We start from the raw sequence: 15490 nt of genomic DNA, 5'->3' as shown, positions 1-15490 counted from the left end.
TTCGGCTACAAAGACAAGCAAACTTGGTCATATCCCTGTCAAGTAGAAAAGTAAAAAAGCTAAGCAGCCAACGCGTGCCTGCAGTCAACAGGCGCGCGTTGTTTTAATTTGGCCTGAAATCGCTGATAGTTGTAGAAGTAGATATACTCCTCCACCAATTTATGAATATCGCTTTCTGACACAAGCTGGTTAAGCTATAACTTCTCTGTTTGAGAGGGATTTGATGTAGGCGTTATCTAGGCAGGTAGCTTTGCGAGAGTTTGCCCTTGACGCCGAATTCTTCCATTCGTAAGTTAAGCGTTTACAAAATTTCGGTGCCGTGCTATCATCTAACTCAGAAAGTTGGGAAAACGTTTGCAGGGGTGCTGGTCGTTGGGGAAGTTGACTCAAGAGAGTGGTATGGGTTGATGGACCGCTGGGGCGGACAGCCTTTTTTCATGGGATTTGTGCAAACGTTAGCGCAACTTCGCACACAACATTGAGGGGGAATGAACTGAACATGTCCACATTGTTCAACAAGGAACGGCGGCGCTGGCTTTCTCTTGCAACCGCTGTCATCATGGTGCTTCAGCTCGTTGCCGGGCTGTTCCCGGCATCGGTAGCCAAGGCCGATGAAGCGGCTCCGGTTGCGGATACGCTGATCGACCAGCCGGGCGGCCGAGCCGAGGGCTGGATTGTCGTCGGAATCAAGAACTGGGAGAATGCGGACCAGAGCATGCGGATGAAGCATCTGGTCGATGGATTCTATGAGTTGTCCACGGTTCTGAATAAAGGCCATTATGAATTCAAAATCGTTAAGGGAGGAACCTGGGAGGGCTTCTCCAGTTCCAAGGGCAAAGACGGCAATTTCTCTTTCGACCTGGACCAGACTACCAAGGTGAATTTCTACATAAACGAGAAGAGCAACCAGGCCCGAATCAGTCTGCCGGGCGTTGACGAAATGCCTCAGTACGAGGCCAAGCTCGAGTCGGGCAAATGGCCGAGACTGGTGGGAACGGTTCAACAGTTGTTTGGCGAAGAGAATTGGTCTCCGTCAAAGGCCGGACAATATTTCGTCGACTACAACTTCGACGGCTCTGTTTATAAGCTGCAGCGGACGCTGCCTGCCGGAGAGTTTGAAGCCAAGGTTGCTTTTGGGCCAGATTGGACAGAGAGCTATGGTGGAAGCAGCGGCAATCTGAATGTGAATCTGGAGGATAAATCCTACGTTACTTTCAGCATCGACTACGCCGCCTCTTCCCGCGTTCTGAGCTACACCAGCGCGATCGCGCCGGCCGCTCCGAGCGATTCGGAATTCGACGGCATTATCAACAAGAACGCAATTGCGTTCGACAGCCGGTCGCTGACCTTCAAGAAGCCCTTCGGCGCCATCAAGATGGGGCAGGAGGATGTGACGCTCCGCGTAGCCGCCAAGCAGGGCGACGTGGAGCTGGCCAAGGTGGAATTGAGCAGTCCGGAAGGCATCTCCAATGCCTATACCATGCATTTGGCGACTTCCGTAGACGGCAAGGATTATTTTGAAGCCACCGTTCCGAAGAAGGATTTCAACAAGATCGGTGTATGGGGTTACAAATTTATTCTGCTCGACGGAACGACCAAGGTCGAATACGGTGACGATTCCAGCCGCGGCGGAAGCGGTGCGGTCAGCGAATCGGGAGCGCTTTCTTTTGACCTGACCGTGTATGACCCGGATTTCAAAACGCCGGACTGGATGAAGACCTCCGTGGTCTACCAGATATTCCCGGACCGTTTCTATGACGGCGATCCGACCAATAACCGCGCCAAGACGGCGGACGGCTCCCGGGGAACGATCTACGATTACTATACGACCAGCAAGGGCGGATACAAGCTGCAGTATTATGACGGCGGTGTAGATAACGATCCGACGCCTGACCAGGTATGGGGCGAGTGGAGCGATGTTCCCGAGAACCCGAACCGGATAACGGAAGAGAACAAGCCGTACTTCCCGGATGCCAAGAGCGACGGCGTCTACTCCAATGACTTCTACGGGGGCGACATTAAGGGGATTCAGGAGAAGCTGGATTACCTGAAGGATCTCGGGGTTACGACCTTGTATCTGAACCCGGTATCCTGGGCTTCGTCAAACCACAAGTATGATGCGACGGATTACGAGCATCTGGATCCGATGTTCGGCAAGCCGGTGTACAACACGCCGGACCACCCGGAATCGGGGTTGGACTATACGGCATCTCGGGCAGAATCCGATCGCGTGTACCAGGCTTTCGCCAAAGCCGCGCGTGAGAAGGGTCTGCGCCTGATCAACGACGGCGTGTTCAACCACGTCGGCGATGATTCCATTTACTTTGACCGCTATGCCAAATACCCCGAAATCGGGGCCTATGAATACTGGGCAAAAGTCTACGACATGATGGATGCCAAGAAGATCAGCGAGGCGGATGCGGAACTTGCCGTACGGAAATCTTTTACAAGCCAGATCAATCCGCTGACAGGCAAGAATTACGCTTATCCAGAAGACTTTGAATATACCACCTGGTTCACTATCGAGAAGTCGAAAGTAACCGACAACGGTATGGAGCATTATAAATACGATGCCTGGTGGGGCTATGATTCCCTGCCTGTGATGGATGCGAAAGAACCGCAGACGGAAGATACGCCATTCTACAAAGCCGATACCCAGGCGCTCGACGGCAAGCATGAATGGAACAACGTGGCTTACCGGGATGAAGTCATCGGCCATGACCTGACGGGACTTAGCGAGACGGAAGCCTCGGCCCAAATGCAGTCTACGAACTCCCAGCGCTGGCTGTGGATGGGTTCCAGCGGCTGGCGTCTCGACGTAGCGCCGGACGTATCGAACGGAACCTGGGAGAAATTCCGGGAAGCCGTCAAATCCGTAGAAGGCCGCAAGGACGTCAACGGCAAAACGATTGAAGACCCCATTATTCTGGGCGAAGAATGGGGCGTAGCGACGAAATACTTGCTCGGAGACCAATTCGACTCGGTCATGAACTACCGGTTCCGTTCGGCCGTCCAGAGCTTCATGATCTCCGGCAATGCGGCGAACCTGAATCAGGCGCTGGAATCGATCCGCGAGGATTATCCGGAAGAAGCCTGGAAGGTGATGCTGAACCTGGTGGATTCGCATGATACAACCCGTTCGATTACGAAATACGATCATCCCGACTGGGAAGAAGAGAACCTGAAGGTCGCTGATCCGGCCACGGATAACGCGATCAAGCTTCAGGCGCTGACGGCGATCATGCAGATGGGCTACCCTGGCGCGCCGACGATCTATTACGGCGACGAAGTCGGAGTAACCGGAACGAAGGACCCGGATTCCCGGCGTACGTTCCCTTGGGAACGTGTAAAGGACAATGGTGACGGCAGCTTCTCTGCCACCGGACGCTACAGTGAACTGTTCAGTACGTACCAGAAAGCCGCCGATGTGCGCCACGACAACAGCGTCTTCAGCACAGGCGATCTTCATGTGGCTTACGCAGAGGGCGATGTAATTGCCTATGCCCGCAAGAACGAGAATGCCGGCGGCCTTGTGGCCGTCAACCGCGGCTCCGCCGAGACCAAGATCGACGCTGATGTAGCCGGATTCCTGCCGGAAGGCATGAAGCTGATTGACCAGCTTGGAGGCCAGATCAGCGGCACCGTAACGAACGGCGTTATCAGCCTGACGCTGCCGGCCATGACCGGCGTCATGATGCTGTCGGACGGCTCGCTGGTGACGGTGCCGCAGGTAACCGGACTGACAGCACAGGCAGGCAAGGGCAGCGTCACGCTGAACTGGAGCCCTGCGGCTGACGCAAGCGAGTATAAGGTATACCGGACACCGCTTGAAGGCATGGCGACGACGGAGGTGGCGACCGTAACGACGGCTACCTACACGGATAAGAGCGTCGTGAATGGAATGAAGTATTACTACACACTGGTTGCGGTGAAGGATGGAGGCGTAAGCCTTCCGAGCGAATACGTCTCGGCAACTCCGTTCCTCCCGGTTCAGTCGGTCAGCATTGTCCAGGAAGCGAAGGAAATGACCGTCGGCGTCGGCAAGGCCACCTATGAAATTCTGGTCGATGTCCGCGTTCCGGAACTGACCGACGTTACCGATCTGGTCTACAAGGAACCGGCGGATCTTCAGGTCAAACTGAAATACTACCCGGTCGGTTCGGAAGAACTGGTCAAGGAGATCAAGCTGAAATACAAGACGGACAGCGACGACAAGCTGGGCAAGATCTACAGCGCAACCTTTGAGCCGACTCTGGCAGGCGTCTATGAATATACCGCTTCGGCCTCGACGAATAACGGAGAGACGCAGAAGTTCTCCGCTACGAAGCAGGTAGTAGTCAATGCCGATACCACGGATACCCAGGCGCCGGCGGCGGCTGAACTGTCCGATATTCTCCAGGAATCCAACATGGTGAATCTGGCCTGGACGATACCGGATACCAGCGATGTCAAAGGATTTGAAGTGATGCGCAAGGAAGGCGACGGGAAATACAAGCCGATCGCAACGCTGATTAAGACAGCGCGCACGTACATCGACTACACGGTCAGCAACGATACGAAGTATACGTATAAAATTGTCAGCTTCGACGCGGCGTACAACCGCTCGGAATCCGGCGAGAAATCCGTAACGCCGAAGATCGTCATGGTCGATGTCACGCTTCGGCTGCACCTGCCGAATTACACGCCGAGCACCGACGGCATCTATATTGCCGGCGACTTCAACGGCTGGAACGCTTCGGGCAATGAACTGAAGGTGCCGAGCGGCGCGACCGACCGCAGCATTGTGGAATACAGCTTCAAAATGATGGCCGGCAAGAGCATTCAGTATAAGTACACCCGCGGTGTCTGGGACAAGGAGGCTTTTACCAGCCATATCCGTTCCTCCAACGATACGACGGATGCCGGTAACTGGGCGTACAGCTCCACGAATACGAATATGCAGCTGACGATCAAGAACGAAGGCGGCAACAAAATGATGGTGAACGATTACGTTCTCCGGTGGGTAGATATGCCGATGATCATTACGCTGCCGCGTACTTCCTATGGTGAGGATATTGCCTACACCACGGACGACAGCAAAATGAATCTGAAAGCCAACGTGCCGTTCGGCGTCGGCTTCACGATCAACGGCCAGCCGATTCCGGCCTCGGCAATGGATGCTTACGGCAATGTGCAGCTCAATGATATTCCGCTTGCCTACGGTGTGAATACGTTCAAGCTGCATATCGAACCGACTGCCGAGACGCTGAATTTGCCTTGGTATGAAGACAAGGCCCGTGCCGCCAAGGCAACCAAGACGATTACCCTGACGGTAACCCGGACGGGCGGCGACACGACTCCGGCATCGCCTGCACCAGCTACGCCGACTCCGGCATCGCCGGGTTCTGCAACCGCAACGCCACAGCCGACAGCTGCTACGACAACCGTAACGGTTACCGCGGATCAGCTCAAGCCTGCGGCCGGCGGAACGGCAACGATTGCACTCAGCGGTTCGGCTCAGCAGGTGCTGATCCCGCTTGAAGCGCTGGCTTCGGCAACCGGACTGAACCGTATCGCCATCAGCGGCGAGCAGGTATCGCTGAACATTCCGATCAGCGTGCTGAACGCCCTGAAAGCGCAGCTTGGCGCTGCACAGACTGCAGGCGCCCAGATCTCGCTGAACGTGAGCAAGCTGGATACGGCCGCCCAGACGGCTGCCGCCCAGAAGCTGAACCAATCGGCAAGCGAAGTGTATGAGCTTGCCGGCGATGTGTATGATTTCGGACTGAAAGCCGTAGCGAAGGACGGCAAAGCAGTCACGCTGTCTTCCTTCCCGGAACCAATTGAACTCAGCTTCAAGCTGAAGGCCTCGGCCGACAGCGACTTGACCGGCGTCTACTATCTGAATGACGCCGGAAAGGCCGAATATGTCGGCGGTTCCGTAGAGAACGGCGTGCTGAAAGGCAAGGTTACCCACTTCAGCCGCTATGCGGCACTCGAGTTTAACAAGAATTACAGCGATATGCCTGCCGCGCACTGGGCCCATAAGGCAGTGTCGGTATTGAGCGCGAAGCATATTGTGGAAGGCAGCGGCACAGGCTTTGCGCCTGCCCGGAACGTAACCCGTGCAGAATTTGCAGCCATGCTGACCCGCACACTGGGGCTTACGGCGAAGAACAAAGCTTCCTTCTCCGATGTGGCTTCCACAGCCTGGTATGCGGATTCGGTAGCGGCCGCGTACGAGAGCGGCCTTGTCAAAGGCAGCGGCACGGGAACCTTCCATCCGTCGCAGATGATCACCCGCGAGGAAATGGCGGCCATGATCGTCCGCGCCTATGCCTTGAAGACCGGCAAGAATGCGCCGGCATCCGGCAACCCTGCCTATGGCGATCTGGCTTCGGTCAGCGCTTGGGCCAAGAGCGACGTAGCTGCGGCCTCCTCGCTCGGTCTCCTGCAAGGGCAGTCCGGCAATGTCTTCGCGCCGAAGGCCCATGCAACCCGCGCCGAATCGGCGCAGGTGCTCTACAACCTGCTGGGCAAGAAATAACCGCTTGGCGGACAGAAAGCAGCAAGACCCCGGGACTTTCCCGGGGTCTTGGTTTTGCAGCGGAACTCGTCCGCGATAATCCGGAATAACCGGAATGCACAAATACGGCCTCCCCGACAAGGGAGGCCGTATTTGTCTGGACGCTGAAGCCTGATTTTATACCGGCTTCGCAGCCGTTTCGCCGCTGCGGAGCGGCTGAATGTAGCCTTCGGCCTTGAGCAGCTCGGCGATCAGCACCGCGCCGCCGGCAGCGCCGCGCAGCGTGTTGTGGGAGAGACCGACGAACTTGTAGTCATAGAGCGAATCTTCGCGAAGACGGCCGGCGGAGATGCCCATGCCGTTCTCAATCTCGCGGTCGAGCTTCGTCTGCGGACGGTTGTCTTCTTCGAAATAAGTAATGAACTGCTTCGGCGCGCTCGGGAGATCCAGCTCCTGCGGGCGGCCGGCAAAGCGGCTCCAGCAGTTCAGAATTTCTTCCTTGGAAGGCTTGTTCTCGAAGGAGACGAAGACCGTTGCCAGATGGCCGTCCGTCACCGGAACGCGGATGCACTGGGTCGTAATCTGCGGCTCGGAGGCCTTGACGATCTCGCCGTTCTCGACGGTTCCCCAGATGCGCAGCGGTTCCTGCTCGCTCTTCTCTTCCTCGCCGCCGATATACGGAATCACGTTGTCGATCATGTCCGGCCAGTCGGTGAAGTTCTTGCCCGCACCGGAAATGGCCTGATACGTGCTTGCCACGACTTCCTGTGGTTTGAATTCCTTGAGCGCGTTCAGAAGCGGCACATAGCTCTGAATGGAGCAGTTCGGCTTGACGGCGATGAAGCCCGTAGCGGTGCCGAGACGCTCGCGCTGATGGCGGATAACGTCCAGATGCTCCGGGTTGATCTCCGGCACCACCATCGGCACGTCGGGCGTCCAGCGGTGCGCGGAGTTATTTGAGATGACAGGCACGCCCGCCTTGGCGTAGGCTTCTTCCAATGCCTGGATTTCGTTCTTCTTCATATCCACGGCGCAGAAGATCAGATCGACCTGCGGCGCGAATTCCTCCACCTTGGAGGCGTCCTGAACCGGAATGGATTTCACGGCTTCGGGAATCGGAGTGGACAGCTTCCAGCGGCCTTTGACCGACTCCTCATACGGCTTGCCTGCCGAATTGGCGCTGGCGGCGATTGCCGTCACTTCAAACCACGGATGATTCTCGAGTAGAGCGATAAAACGCTGGCCCACCATGCCGGTGCCGCCGACAATGCCGGCTCTGAGCTTCTCTGTCATGACTTGTCTTCCATTCCTTTCGCGAAGGCTGACGTTCAGCCGCTTAGATTGTACTGAATTATAAAGGAATTGCAGGCAACGTTCAATACAGGAATAGGCTCCGGCGGCAAAAAGATTGCAGGCCCTGTCGGCTTGGGTCCGGGGTTAGCCCTCCGCGTTCTGCCGGGTTCGGACCTGTTCGATCTTGATCAGGTTCGTCGTGCCGGCTTTCCAGATCGGCACGCCGGCGCAGAGGACCACCGTGTCGCCTTCCGCTACGGTGCCGGTGCGGACGGCGCTGGCGACCGAGGACTCGAACATTTCATCGGTCGAGGAGACGGGATTGCCCAGCACCGGGACGACGCCGGAGCAGAGACAGATTTTGGCGAGCGTCTCCCGGTTCGGAGTGACGGCGATAATGGGCGCCTCCGGACGATGCTTGGAGATCATCCGGGCCGTATAGCCGCTCTCGGTGGCGGCAATGATCGCCTTGGCGCCGAGCATGAGGGACGAGCTGACTGCACTGCGGCTGATCACCTCCGTCGTGTTGCTCTCCTTCCAGTCGAACGACGCGATGAACCGTTCCTTGTAGCTGATCATCGTCTCGGCTTCGGCTGCGGCGGCCGCCATGGTGCGGACCGACTGAACCGGGTACTTCCCGGCGGCGGATTCCCCCGACAGCATCACTACGTCGGCGCCCTGGAGAACGGCATTCGCCACGTCGCTGACCTCCGAACGGGTCGGTCTCGGATTCATCTGCATGGATTCCAGCATATGCGTGGCGACGATTACGGGCTTGCCGGCCCGGTTGCACTTGTCGATCATTTCCTTCTGGAGACGCGGAACCTTCTCGACGGGAACTTCGACGCCGAGATCTCCGCGCGCGGCCATGATGCCGTCGGAGGCTTCAATAATATCATCCAGGTTCGTCATGCCCTCATGATTCTCGATCTTGGAGATGATCTGGACATGCCCGGCTCCGCTGCGTTCCAGAATGGACCGGATTTCCCGAATGTCGTCGCCCTGACGTACAAAAGAGGCGGCGATCATCTCGATTTTCTCGCCGAGGCCGAATTGTATATGCCGGATATCCCGCTCGGTTACGCCGGGCAGGGTCGTATGGATGCCGGGAAGGTTGACGCCCTTGCGCGGCTTGAGCGTGCCGCCGCTGACAATGCGGCAGACCATATCACCGCCCTGAACGTCGGTCACGGTAAGGTCAATCAGGCCGTCGTCGATCAGAATCCGGTCGCCGGGCTTGACCACCGAGGGCATATCCGGATAGTTGACGGAAATGCGGGTCTCATCCCCAAGCAGCTCTTCGGTTGTCAGCGTCAGCGAGTCCCCCGGCTTCAGAACGACATAGTCTGTCTTCAGCTTGCCGATTCGCACTTCCGGCCCCTTGATGTCCATCATGATCGGAATAAAGGTGCCCATCTCGGCCGCTGCCTGGCGCACATTGCGGATTCGGGCGGAATGCTCCTCCAGTTCGCCGTGCGCCATGTTGAGCCGTGCCACCGTCATGCCGGCGGCGATCATGTCTTTCAGCGTGCCGACCGATTCGGAGGCCGGGCCGATCGTGCAAATAATTTTGGTTCTCATCAGTTAAAATCCTCCTCTTTCTTACTATTTATAGAATCCCGCAAAATCACATGCCGTTATTCATTGATTTACCCCTGTCATTCAGGTATAAACGTTGGTATGAAAGGAGGAGAAGCCTGTGACGACTTGGAATCTGGAAGGCACGGTCTGCCATCTGCTCGTCTGCGGCGGCAGCAGCTGCCGCAAGCGCAGGGGAGAGGAAGTGCTGAAGGCGGTCGAGAAAGAAATCGGCAAGCAGGGTGCCGATGCGCGGATTCATGTGACCGAGACGCGCTGCAACGGCCGCTGCTCCGACGCCCCGGTAGCCATTGCGTATCCCGAGGGGGTCTGGTATGGAGGCTTGACGCCGAAGGCCGGGAAGGAGCTGGTCCGCCGCACGCTGGAGGGCGGCGGTCTGGAGGAATATGCCGTATATAATTTTGAAGCGGGAAGCATGAAGGCAGCGGTCAAGAAGGGCGGCAGAGGCAAGCGCAAGCCCGGGAAGAAGGATTCACCCGATTAATATCCCCCGGCGCCGTGAATCCCGGTTTCGAGACCGGTTCACGGGCTGTCTTTGGTACAAGGCTTGGCCATTTGACTTGGGTCCGCTGCGGCTACTATGCTAAGAGGAAGTGAATCTCCACGCGGAGTATTCTACATCATCGCGACCAAAGGACGGTGTGACTGACTTTATGCCCAACAGGCCGGATCGATTCCGGAAGTTATTTCTGAACAACAAGTTTGTGGTCGTTCTGCTTATTTTGCTGCTGATTGGCCTCAATATTCTGGTCTTTCACAAGCTGCCCTTTATCTTCAAGCCGCTGAGCGTTCTCTTGCATACGGTGGCAGGACCGCTGATTCTCTCGGGGGTGGCCTATTACCTGCTGAACCCGCTGGTGAATCGGCTGGAACGGAAGAGCCGGGTGAAGCGGGCGTACGGGATTGTAGTCCTGTACCTGTTCATCGCCGGCATTATCTCCATCATTTTGCTGACGGTCATCCCGATCATCCGCGCGCAGCTTCTGGATCTGATCGACAATTTCCCGAAGTACAGCCAGGATATACAGGATAAATTCCCGGCGCTCAAGCGGGGGAATCTCCTCGATTCCTTGCCGATGCAGGAGAATATTGATCTCAACGAAGTGACCGGCCGTGTGACCGCTTGGGGAACGTCGTTCCTTAACAATGCGGTGAACGGCGTCGGCAATTTTGTCGGAGCTTTGACGGAAGCGGTGCTTGCGATTGTCACGACCCCGTTCATTCTCTTCTATCTGCTGCGCGACGGACACCGGCTGCCGGACTATCTGATCCGCTTTGTGCCGACGGCGCTTCAGCCGCAGACCCGCATGGTGATGTCGGAAATGAACAGTCAGATCTCTTCCTACATTCGGGGGCAGATTATCGTCAGCTGCTGCATCGGAGCCCTTCTGTACATCGGCTACCTGATCATCGGCTTGCAATACTCGCTGGTGCTTGCCATTATCGCGGCCTGCACGGCCGTCGTGCCGTATCTCGGCCCGGCCATCGCCATTACGCCTGCCCTGATCGTCGCCGCCGTCACCTCGCCGTTCATGCTGCTCAAGATGGTCATTGTCTGGACGGTGGTTCAGCTGGTGGAGGGCAAGTTCATTTCGCCGCAGATCATGGGCAAGACGCTCCGGATTCATCCGGTCACCATTATCTTCGTGATTGTATTCGCAGGCAAAATGTTCGGGGTGTTCGGCATTATTCTCGCCGTTCCCGGGTATGCCGTCCTGAAAGTGTTCATTACCCATCTCTATCAATGGTTCCGGTTCCGTTCGGGCCTCTATGAGCCCGAGACGCCTGAAGGGCCGCAAGCTTAAATTACAGAAAGAAGGATGAAAGATCATGCCGACTGTCATCAAGACCCGTTACGGGATGCTGGAGGGACGGAAGGAGGGCCCGGTTCGGGTCTGGAAAGGAATTCCCTATGCGTCGCCGCCGGTCGGCGAACGGCGTCTGCGGGCTCCGCAGCCGCCGCAGCCTTGGGAGGGCATCCGGGATGCGGGGGGATTCGGCCCGGTCTCGCATCAGCCGCCAGACCGGCGGGGCACCCGGTTCGGAGGCGAATCGCCGGAGCATTCCGAAGACTGTCTGTATCTCAATATATGGGCTCCGGAGGAAGAGCGGGAGCCCCTCCCGGTCATGGTCTGGATTCACGGGGGCACCTTCGTCACCGGATCGGGAAGCCAGCCCCAGTTCGACGGCGCGCTGTTGGCGGAACGGGGCAGAGCCGTCGTTGTGACCCTCAACTATCGGCTGGGTCCCTTCGGATTTCTCCACTGGGCGGCTCTCGGCGATTCATTCGATTCCAATCTGGGTCTTCTGGATATGATTGCAGCGCTGGAATGGGTACAGGGCAGCATTGAAGCTTTCGGCGGTGATCCGGCCCGGGTCACCCTGTTCGGCGAATCGGCCGGAGGCATGAGCATCGCCGCGCTTCTGGCCTGCCCGGCGGCCCAGGGGCTGTTCGCCCGGGCGATTCTGCAGAGCGGGGCGGCCCAGACGATGCCTGCAAGCCAGGGCGAAGCCGCCGCGCGGGAAATGCTCGCCGAACTGGGTCTTGCGCCCGAAGAAGCGGAGCGGCTGCGGGAACTCTCGGCGGATGCCATCATGGCCGCCGCCCACGCGCTGAACCGCCGGATCGGCGGCCCGTTCGGCATGCTGTTCCAGCCCGTCGTTGACGGGTCGGTTCTGCCGGAAGAACCGCTGGCCGCAGTGGCGGCCGGCTCCTCGCGGGGAGTGCCGCTGATGGTCGGCACGAACCGCGAGGAGGGCGGCTACTTCTTCCGGCCGGGCGATCCGCAGCCGCCGGTCCCGGACGCGCTGAAGCTGGTCGGCTCCATGCTGGGGACGCCGTACTCTCCGGAGCAGGCGGAATTTTACGGTTCCCGCGGCGAAGGCGCTCCCGAAATTCTGACCGACATGATCTTCTGGCGCGGCGCGCTGGAATTAAGCGAACGCAGCATCAGCCACGCGCCGGTGTGGATGTACCGGTTCGACGCCGGTGTGCCGGGGCATCCCCACTTTGAACGAGCGGTGCACAGCGCCGAAATTCCTTTCGTCTTCGGAACGCTGGGCGAACTTGAGCGGCTGGGAGGAACGGTCGGAGAGGAGCACCGTTCCGTCTCCGCCGCGATGATGAAGGCCTGGGCGGCCTTTGCGCATTCCGGCGATCCTTCTGCGGCCGGTCTGGAATGGCCGGCGTATGAACCCGGAGACCGCGCCACCCTGATCTTTGGTTCGCCGGTCCGGCTGGAACGGGACCCGGATGCGGCAAGACGGAGAATGGTGCTGCCCGAAACGGAGGGGAACCGGGAACAAACGGCGAAAGATGACGAATAAAGGCGAACAAAGTTGAACAAAGATGAAACAACGAAGAAAAGCGGCAGCTTTTTCATAAAAAACACTGGACGTTTCATAAAAACGGGTGTAATCTGAGGCTGTGAAAAAAATAACAGAATACAAGATTCTCGGGGTAAGGTGAAATTCCTGACCGGCGGTGAAGCTTCGCACGCGAAGCGCAGCCCGCGACTCCCGGTTGTCCGCTTGGCGGACGAACGGGACTGATCTGGTGGAAATCCAGGGCCGACGGTAAAGTCCGGATGGGAGAGGATCATGGAAGAGCCACGCCGCAGGGCGGTGCGTTCCTTTTGGGACGGAGCCCCTGTTTTTTGCGCGATTCTTGCCTGCCCCCGACTGCCGCCTTCAGGCGTGAAATCGGGGGCTTTTTGATCTCTTGCGGGGTTTTGTATGACGAAGGAGAAGAAAGACATGAGTGACTTAACGGCTAACCCGACGGCTAAACCGGCAGCAGCGGCCAGACGTTCGCACGGAGGGTTCTGGCTCGTCGTGCTGGGAGCGGCGCTGTGGGGAGTAGATCCCTTGTTCCGGATTATTCTGCTGAAATCAATGACCTCTTCGCAAATTGTGCTTCTGGAGCATGTGGTCCTGTTCCTGGCGGCCGCTCCGGTGCTGTGGCGGCACCGCTTCGAATTGAAGCGTATCCGGCTTCGCCAGCTCGGCGCGCTGCTGTTCGTCTCCTGGGGCGGCTCGGCTGCGGCGACCATTCTGTTCACCAAGGCGCTGTCCTCCGGCGATTTCAACTCCGTACTGCTGCTGCAGAAGCTGCAGCCGCTGTTCGCGATTGGGCTGGCGGCCCTCATTCTGAAGGAACGGCTTCCCCGCAACTTCGGACCGCTGCTGCTGATCGCGCTGGCCGGAACTTATCTGCTGACCTTCGGCTGGACGCTGCCGTTCAGCCATGCGGGCAGCTTCATCGGCGTCGGCAGCATGCTGGCGCTGGGAGCGGCTGCCCTGTGGGGCGGCTCCACCGTCATGGGCCGGTATCTGCTCGGCACGCTGGAATACGAGACGGTCACTTCACTCCGGTTCATGATGGCGCTGCCGCTGCTGTTCGTCATCACCCAGGTGGAAGGAACGGCCTGGCATATCGGCGGGGGCATCGGAACCTCCTCGCTTATCGCGCTGAATCTGCTGCTTCAGGCGCTGCTTCCCGGTCTGCTCAGCATGCTGCTCTACTACAAAGGGCTGAATACGACCAAGGCTTCGTATGCAACGCTGGCCGAACTCAGCTTCCCCATGACCGGGGTGCTCATTAACTGGTTCGTCTATTCCATCGCGGTCACTCCCGCCCAGCTTCTGGGATTCGTCCTGATCTGGGGCGCGCTGTTCGTGATCTCCAGCCAGCGGGGACGCGAGGAAGTCGCTGTGCCGAACGAAGGAGACGGACGCTGACAAAGGCGCCTTTAAAAGCAATTGAACGAGAAGAAGAGCCGGACCCTGGGGTCCGGTTTTTTTGTGCGAAGCAGACACCGCCCCGGAGTAAAATAAAGCCTGATCTCCCATACTACCGGTATTCGAGAATTCAGTAAGGGGGCTTCGTTCATGGAAGCAGACCGTATGCCGACCGTGTATATCCAGCTGAAGCCGCGGATAAGCGTAGCCCAGGGGGCCAGCGTTACGCTTGCGGACGCCGCGAACCTGATTGCTCCTCCCGAATGGGAAGGCGCGCTGAAAGAGCTGGTGCTGGCCCAACCGCGCCGCAGCGACGGCAACCTGCTGCTGCTGGATATGCTGACGGTCATTCCGCGGGTCCGTTCCCTGCTTCCCGGCGCCGTTATCGAATCGCTGGGCGAAGGGCGGACGATTGTCCAGGTGCGGGAACGTTCGGCGGGACGCCGCCCCTCTCTGGCTCTGTTCGTACTGGTCTGGCTGCTGATGTTCTTCGGCTCGGCGCTGACGATTATGAATTTCCACGCGGATGTCAATATGCAGGAAGTTCAGGTGCGGATTGTGGAGATGCTGACCGGAAGGCGCGATGAGCATCCGTATTTATTTCAGGCGGCCTATTCGCTGGGCATCGGGTTCGGTATGGTCATCTTCTTCAACCATCTCTTCAAGAAGAAATGGAATGAGGAGCCGACGCCGCTGGAAGTCGAGATGTTCCTTTATCAGAGCAATGTGGACCAGTTCATTATTCATGAAGAGTACCGCAAAATGGAGGGCCGGTCCCGGGGGCCCGGCCGGAAGCGGCGACGGTGACTCCGCCGCTTGAGGTTGGGATCACGCTGCTGCTTGGGCTGGCAGGCGGAATTGCCGTCGGCGGCGGCGTCATTGCCCTGTTCGTAGTACTGGACATTGTTCCCCGTCTGGCCCAGCTGACCACTTCATATGACAAGGTCCATTGGTACGAGGGATCGATGGTAGCGGGCTCGCTGATCGGAACGGTGTTTGATTTCTGGAACGGGAAGCTGCCGGGCGGCCCGGCGCTGGAGCTTGGGGTCGGCTGGCTGGACGGCGTCTTTGTCGGCATGCTGGCGGCCGCATTGACCGAGGTGCTGAATGTGCTGCCGATTCTGGCGAAACGGCTTCGTATGACCGCTTATCTCTTCGGACTTCTGATGGCGATGGTGGCGGGTAAAGTGGCCGGGTCGCTGTTCGACTGGTTCGTGTATCGACCGTAGACAAGGAAGGAGAACTGCAAGGTGAACCGATATATTCACAGCGGAGAACACATGGAAGAACCGGACGGACCGGAGAAGGACGAACGCACGAATGCCGCCGGGCCGGATTCGGAGGATAAAGATC

The 15490-nt window shown here is 58.1% G+C and carries 10 protein-coding genes and 1 riboswitch; of the genes, 7 read left to right on the top strand and 3 right to left on the bottom strand.

Features of this window, described 5'->3' with window-relative positions; all coding sequences use genetic code 11:
• Positions 1 to 59: 59 nt before the first annotated feature.
• A complete protein-coding gene (locus F4V43_RS20070) occupies positions 60 to 155 on the bottom strand; it encodes an IS3 family transposase (protein ID WP_223879773.1) in 96 nt (31 codons plus the stop codon).
• 344 nt (positions 156 to 499) lie between these two features.
• On the opposite strand from F4V43_RS20070, the gene F4V43_RS02765 reads away from it, so the two are divergent.
• Complete coding sequence (locus F4V43_RS02765; protein ID WP_150456716.1) at positions 500 to 6526, top strand: alpha-amylase family glycosyl hydrolase; 6027 nt, start codon at positions 500 to 502, stop codon at positions 6524 to 6526.
• Between the two features lie 156 nt (positions 6527 to 6682).
• On the opposite strand, the gene asd is transcribed toward F4V43_RS02765, so the two are convergent.
• Positions 6683 to 7798 (bottom strand): aspartate-semialdehyde dehydrogenase, encoded by a 1116-nt coding sequence (asd, locus tag F4V43_RS02760; protein WP_150456715.1) that lies wholly within the window; start codon positions 7796 to 7798, stop codon positions 6683 to 6685.
• Between the two features lie 144 nt (positions 7799 to 7942).
• Positions 7943 to 9382 carry a pyruvate kinase gene (gene pyk, locus F4V43_RS02755; RefSeq protein WP_150456714.1) on the bottom strand — a complete coding sequence of 480 codons (1440 nt, stop codon included), beginning with the start codon at positions 9380 to 9382 and terminating at the stop codon, positions 7943 to 7945.
• 115 nt (positions 9383 to 9497) lie between these two features.
• On the opposite strand from pyk, the gene F4V43_RS02750 reads away from it, so the two are divergent.
• The 6 genes from F4V43_RS02750 to F4V43_RS02725 all read left to right on the top strand — a co-directional run bounded on the left by F4V43_RS02750 (position 9498) and on the right by F4V43_RS02725 (position 15366).
• Positions 9498 to 9881, top strand: coding sequence for a (2Fe-2S) ferredoxin domain-containing protein (locus tag F4V43_RS02750; RefSeq protein ID WP_150456713.1), 384 nt, complete (start codon positions 9498 to 9500; stop codon positions 9879 to 9881).
• Positions 9882 to 10050: 169 nt separating this feature from the next.
• Positions 10051 to 11202, top strand: a complete 1152-nt coding sequence (locus F4V43_RS02745; protein ID WP_150456712.1) for an AI-2E family transporter — start codon at positions 10051 to 10053, stop codon at positions 11200 to 11202.
• A 25-nt stretch (positions 11203 to 11227) separates the two neighbouring features.
• A complete protein-coding gene (locus tag F4V43_RS02740; protein WP_150456711.1) occupies positions 11228 to 12724 on the top strand; it encodes a carboxylesterase/lipase family protein in 1497 nt (498 codons plus the stop codon).
• 120 nt (positions 12725 to 12844) lie between these two features.
• Positions 12845 to 13000: riboswitch (FMN riboswitch) on the top strand.
• 153 nt (positions 13001 to 13153) lie between these two features.
• On the top strand, positions 13154 to 14137 hold the full coding sequence (locus F4V43_RS02735) for a DMT family transporter (RefSeq protein WP_150456710.1): 984 nt from the start codon (positions 13154 to 13156) through the stop codon (positions 14135 to 14137).
• Between the two features lie 150 nt (positions 14138 to 14287).
• Positions 14288 to 14944, top strand: coding sequence for a stage V sporulation protein AA (locus tag F4V43_RS02730; RefSeq protein WP_150456709.1), 657 nt, complete (start codon positions 14288 to 14290; stop codon positions 14942 to 14944).
• Positions 14941 to 15366, top strand: a complete 426-nt coding sequence (locus F4V43_RS02725) for a stage V sporulation protein AB (RefSeq protein ID WP_150456708.1) — start codon at positions 14941 to 14943, stop codon at positions 15364 to 15366. Before F4V43_RS02730 ends, F4V43_RS02725 begins: the two co-directional genes overlap by 4 nt.
• Positions 15367 to 15490: the final 124 nt, after the last annotated feature.

It is taken from the genome of Paenibacillus spiritus (assembly GCF_008710135.1).
GTDB classification, from domain to species: Bacteria; Bacillota; Bacilli; order Paenibacillales; family Paenibacillaceae; genus Paenibacillus_AQ; species Paenibacillus_AQ glufosinatiresistens.
This window is presented reverse-complemented; position numbering and strand designations above follow the sequence as displayed.

What these genes read in the sequence shown, in the direction of transcription:
- F4V43_RS02765 (WP_150456716.1), top strand. Translation starts at nt 500, where the DNA reads ATGTCCACATTGTTCAACAAGGAACGGCGGCGCTGGCTTTCTCTTGCA.
- asd (WP_150456715.1), bottom strand. Translation starts at nt 7,798, where the DNA reads ATGACAGAGAAGCTCAGAGCCGGCATTGTCGGCGGCACCGGCATGGTG.
- F4V43_RS02745 (WP_150456712.1), top strand. Translation starts at nt 10,051, where the DNA reads ATGCCCAACAGGCCGGATCGATTCCGGAAGTTATTTCTGAACAACAAG.
- F4V43_RS02740 (WP_150456711.1), top strand. Translation starts at nt 11,228, where the DNA reads ATGCCGACTGTCATCAAGACCCGTTACGGGATGCTGGAGGGACGGAAG.
- F4V43_RS02735 (WP_150456710.1), top strand. Translation starts at nt 13,154, where the DNA reads ATGAGTGACTTAACGGCTAACCCGACGGCTAAACCGGCAGCAGCGGCC.
- F4V43_RS02730 (WP_150456709.1), top strand. Translation starts at nt 14,288, where the DNA reads ATGGAAGCAGACCGTATGCCGACCGTGTATATCCAGCTGAAGCCGCGG.